The sequence below is a fragment of the Deltaproteobacteria bacterium genome (genome assembly GCA_028818775.1).
Lineage (GTDB): Bacteria > Desulfobacterota > Binatia > UBA9968 > JAJDTQ01 > JAJDTQ01.
Map to the genome: position 1 here is coordinate 1 of JAPPNE010000032.1, position 4,774 is coordinate 4,774.

A 4,774-nucleotide genomic window follows, 5' to 3' on the forward strand; every position below is an offset into this window, starting at 1 on the left:
CGAGTGAACTCGAAGTTGCCTTTTGTGTTGATGGCATCGAGAATGCGTTTCTGGCGGAGATGCGCGAAGCGGCGCGCTTGGCGGTCTACCGCGCCATGGCGGCCGACTTCGAGCCGCGTCCGGCGTTTGCCGACTGGACGCGGGCGCGCGACGCCGGCATCGAGCTTGTGCCGTCTCCCCGGGTGCTCCGTCCCTGGCGGCCCGCCATCGCCGACATAGACGACTGGCGGGAGCCTCCCAAGCCCGAGGCCGTTGGCGCCGATGCGCTGATCATGGCCTGCGACCCGGAACCTCCCGAGGCGCAGGCGCTGTGGCGCGCCGCGGAGCTCGCCGGCATGGCGAAGAGGCTCTTCGAGGCCGACAGGCGCCTCGAAGGCTACGGCTGGTATGACCGGCTCGACCGGGTCGCGGGCATCGACACCAAGGTCACCGCGGCCGACGGCAGGGCGTGGCCGCTCCACGAATATCCCGTGCCCGAGCGGACGGGGGCCACCGCCGCCCCGCTGGCGGCCCGTCCTGACGCGATCCGCATGGCGCTCTCGGTCAGGACCGTCGACGCCCGGAACCGCACTCTCGATCTCCCCGCCGATCTCGCCTTCGCGGGCGAGGCCTGGAGCTGGGTCGGCGAGGCGCTGCCGCTCGTGACAAGGGACAGCACACTGGAACCCCACCGGCTCGCGGAGTTGCTGCGCCGGGGCTTCTTCTCCGCCTCCGATGATGCCGGGGCCGACAGTTGGGAGACCCAGGCCCTGCGCTTCGACGAGGAGGCGCTCCACATCGCCACCAGGCTCCTGTGCAGCGAGGATTCGGCGCTGGAGATCTCCATCGCCGAGACCGTCCGGCGGGAGCTCTTCTGGCTCGTTCCACAGAACCGCTCCGTAGAGATCTCCATCGCCCGCCCGGACGTCCGGGTCGTCCTGGGCGATCCGGCCAAGGCCGCCACCTGAGCCGGAAGGCCACCGGGTTCTCTTCGGGCGGCCGACATTCCACCCATCCCCCACAGGACTGTCCTCCCCGCCCGGAGCCGGGGCCGGCTGTCTCCCGGCGGGGCCGGCCGGAGCGCGGGAGCGGGCGTTCCCCACCGCGACATTCATCCCCACCACAACAAGGAGACCGTGCATGGAAAACGGGAACCCGATGGAAGAACTGGTCGGCGCGGAACCGACAGCCAGGCTCGCAGGCCTCTCCCTCCTCGACCTCGACTCGATGACGGTCCGGGAACTGCGTCAGCGCGGCCTCACGGCGGCCCAAGCCGGAAGAGTCAAGGCGGCGTTCGGGCTGGGCCGGCAACTGCTCGAGGCTGAAGCCTGCCTGCATGGAAGCACTCCGACCATCAGCACTCCCGAGGAGGCCTACCGATACATGCGGCCGCGGTACGTGAACGAGTACCGCGAACACTTCGACGTGCTGATGATGGACAACCGCAACAGGCTCATCGGTCACCACCGGGTGTCCACGGGCAGTCTCACTTCGTCGACCGTACATCCTCGGGAGGCCTTTCACCCCGTTATCCGGGAGAGCGCCGCCGGTGTCATTTTCCTGCACAACCATCCGGCAGGTGACCCCTCGCCCTCGCGCGACGACGTGGAGATCACCCACCGTCTCCGGCAGGTCGGCGAGGTGATGGGGATCCGGGTCCATGACCACGTCGTCTGCGGGCACGGCCGTTTCTTCAGTTTCAATCGCGAAGGCCTGCTGTGACGTCCTCGGTGTCGAGCTTTCAGTCGGCTCTGCGTCGACGGACGCGACAGCGCCCGTCCGCCTGGTCATCCCACGCAGCTCGCGCCGCGTCCCGGCGCTTTCCCGCAATTCAGGAGGGAGACATCCATGCTCGACGCCCATCCGGCGCCGGACGCGTCCCCGCACGTCCCGGTTCCCCGTACGCTTCCGGCCCTCCCGGCCGCTCCACGCTCCCGGCCTTCCGCCAATGACGCGCTGTTTACCGCGGCCACAACTCTTCTGCCGGTCCTGGAGGCAGGCCGGCCCTTCGACGCCCCGACCCTGCGGGACGCCATGACACGGGCCTTCGGCGCCGACGACGCCCAGGGCGGCTGGGTCTGGAAGGACGCCTACGAGGCGGCCGAGGCTGCGGTCGTGCTCTTCATCCGCCGCCATGGCCGGGCCATGCGCCGCTACGCCGGGGCCGGCCCGGACGGACCCTCCGCCATGCTCAGGATGCTCGAAGCCCTGGCCGCGCTGGAGCCGTCCCACACGAAGCGCTCGGAAGAGCAGGTCCGCCTCCAGCAGTTCTCCACGCCCCTGCCGCTCGCCTACGCCGTGGTCCGGGCCGCGGCCATCCGGCCCGGCGATATGGTGCTGGAGCCTTCGGCCGGCACCGGCATGCTGGCGGTGATGGCGGAATGCGCGCTCGGAAACGCGGCCGGGAACCTCCATCTGAACGAGATCGCGGACGCACGCCGCGCCCTTCTGTCCCGGCTGTTCCCCGAAACCCTGGTCACCGGCGTGAACGCCGAGAACGCCGCCGACCGCCTGCCCGGCGCCCGGCCCACCGTTGTCATCATGAACCCGCCGTTCTCGGCCACGCCCGGCGTCCACCACATCCGCCACGACGCCGACCTCCGTCATGTGCGTTCCGCCTTCTCCATGCTGCCGCCGGGAGGCCGGCTCGCCGCCATCACCTCGGCCAACTGCATTCCGGGCGATTCCGACTGGAACGGCGCCTTCGGCCGCCTCGATCCGCCTGCCCGCGTCGTCTTTACCATGGCGATCGACGGCCGGGTCTACGCGCGTCGGGGCACGGGCTTCGACACCAGGCTCACCGTGCTGGACCGCACAAGCCGCCCCGGCATCGACGTCGATCCCGGCGCCCGCGCCGGCACTGCGGCGGAGCTGCTCGACGCGGTCATCGCCCAAGTTCCGCCCCGCCTGCCGGTGGAAGTCCGTACTGTCGGGGGCATGCCGGCTCCGGATCTCTTCGGCAACGCAGCCGCGCCGCGCCAATCGAAGCGAAAGACCGCGCCTGCGCCAGCGGCGCCCGCTTCCGAACCGGCCCACGACTGGGGGCTCGTGTCCGAGCTGACCGTCGAGACCGGCCCGGCGGATGCCGCCGCGGACGCCAGCGGCTCCGTCTCAGGACCCTACGAGCCCTGGAGGGCGGGCGCCGTCCGGATTCCGGGCGCGGTGGCGCATCCGACGCCGCTCGTGCAGTCCGCTGCAATGGCGGCCGTCCCGCATCCAGCGCCGTCCTACCGTCCCATGCTGCCGGAACGCACCGTCACGGAAGGCCTCCTCTCGGACGCCCAGCTCGAGAGCGTCGTGCTGGCGGGCCAAGCCCATGAGGGCCACCTAGCCGCCACTTACCGGATCGGCTCCGGCTGGGAGACCGTCCAGCGTTGCGGCGACGGGGACCAGGGCGACGCCACCGTCACGGACGAAGGCGAGACCCTGTCGGCGCCGGTCCGCTTCCGCCGGGGCTGGATGCTGGGCGACGGCACGGGCTGCGGCAAGGGGCGCCAGGTCGCGGCAATCATCCTCGACGGCTGGCTCCGCGGACGGAAACGAGCTCTGTGGCTCAGCCAATCCGACAAGCTCCTGGAAGACGCGCGCCGCGACTGGACCGCCTTGGGTGGGCGCGAGGACGACGTGATCCCGCTCGGGGACTTCCGGCAAGGCGCCGAGATCCCGCTCTCCACCGGAATCCTCTTCACGACCTATTCCACGTTGCGCTCGCCGTCCCGCCAGGGACGCGCCTCACGGCTCGACCAGATCGTGGCTTGGCTCGCCGGAGGTTCCGACGAGGACGACCGCCATTCCTTCGACGGCTCCGTCGTCTTCGACGAGGCCCACGCCATGGCGAACGCGGCCGGCGGCAAGGGCGCGCGCGGCGACGTGAAGCCGTCCGCCCAGGGCCGCGCCGGCCTGCGGCTTCAGAACGCGCTGCCGGACGCCCGGATCACCTACGTGTCGGCCACCGGCGCCACCACCGTGCCGGGACTGGCCTACGCCGGCCGTCTCGGTCTGTGGGCTGCAGGCGAAACGCCGTTCGAGACCCGGACCGACTTCGTGTCCGCGATGGAAGCGGGCGGGGTCGCCGCCATGGAAGTCGTGGCGAGGGACCTGAAGGCCCTGGGTCTCTACCAGGCCCGCGCACTGGCCTACCACGGCGTGGAGGTGGACATCCTCGTGCATGCACTCTCGGACGAACAGCGCCGCATCTACGACTCCTATGCCGGCGCGTTCAAGGTCATCCACGCCAACATCGAGGCGGCGCTGGAGGCCACGGGCATCGTGCAGGAGGGTTCCACCCTCAACAGGAACGCCAAGTCGGCGGCGCTGAGCGCCTTCGAGGGCACGAAGCAGCGCTTCTTCGGGCACCTCCTGACGGCCATGAAGTGCCCCTCGCTCATTCGCGCCATCCAGGCCGATCTCCACGCAGGGAGGTCGGCGGTCATCCAGCTTGTGTCCACCGGCGAGGCCTTGATGGAGCGGCGCATCGCCGAGATACCGGCCTCGGAGTGGGACGATCTCGGCATCGACCTGACGCCCCGCGAGCACGTCCTCGACTTCCTGGCCCACGCCTTCCCCGTGCAGCTCCAGGAACCCTTCACCGACGCGGACGGGAACCTGATGAGCCGCCCGGCCACAGACGCCTACGGCAATCCGGTCCTGTGCCAGGAGGCGCTCGCGCAGCGCGACGTGTTGCTGGAAAAACTCGCGTCCCTGCCGCCGGTGCCCTCGGCCCTGGACCAGGTGATCCAGCACTTCGGCCACGAGGCCGTGGCGGAAGTGACGGGCCGCTCCCGCCGGGTGCTCA

At 70.6% G+C, this 4,774-nt stretch carries 3 protein-coding genes; all 3 read left to right on the top strand.

Features of this window, described 5'->3' with window-relative positions:
- Positions 1–947: hypothetical protein (locus OXU42_02340; GenBank protein MDE0028230.1), on the top strand; the 947-nt coding region annotated here is incomplete at its 5' end.
- A 190-nt stretch (positions 948–1,137) separates the two neighbouring features.
- The gene (radC, locus tag OXU42_02345) at positions 1,138–1,701 is read left to right on the top strand and encodes a DNA repair protein RadC (GenBank protein MDE0028231.1); all 564 of its coding nucleotides are present in this window, start codon (positions 1,138–1,140) and stop codon (positions 1,699–1,701) included.
- Positions 1,702–1,827: 126 nt separating this feature from the next.
- Positions 1,828–4,774: strawberry notch family protein (locus tag OXU42_02350; protein ID MDE0028232.1), on the top strand; the 2,947-nt coding region annotated here is incomplete at its 3' end.

Excerpts from the sequence above, each read along its gene's own strand:
- radC (MDE0028231.1), top strand. The coding sequence starts at position 1,138 with ATGGAAGAACTGGTCGGCGCGGAACCGACAGCCAGGCTCGCAGGCCTC.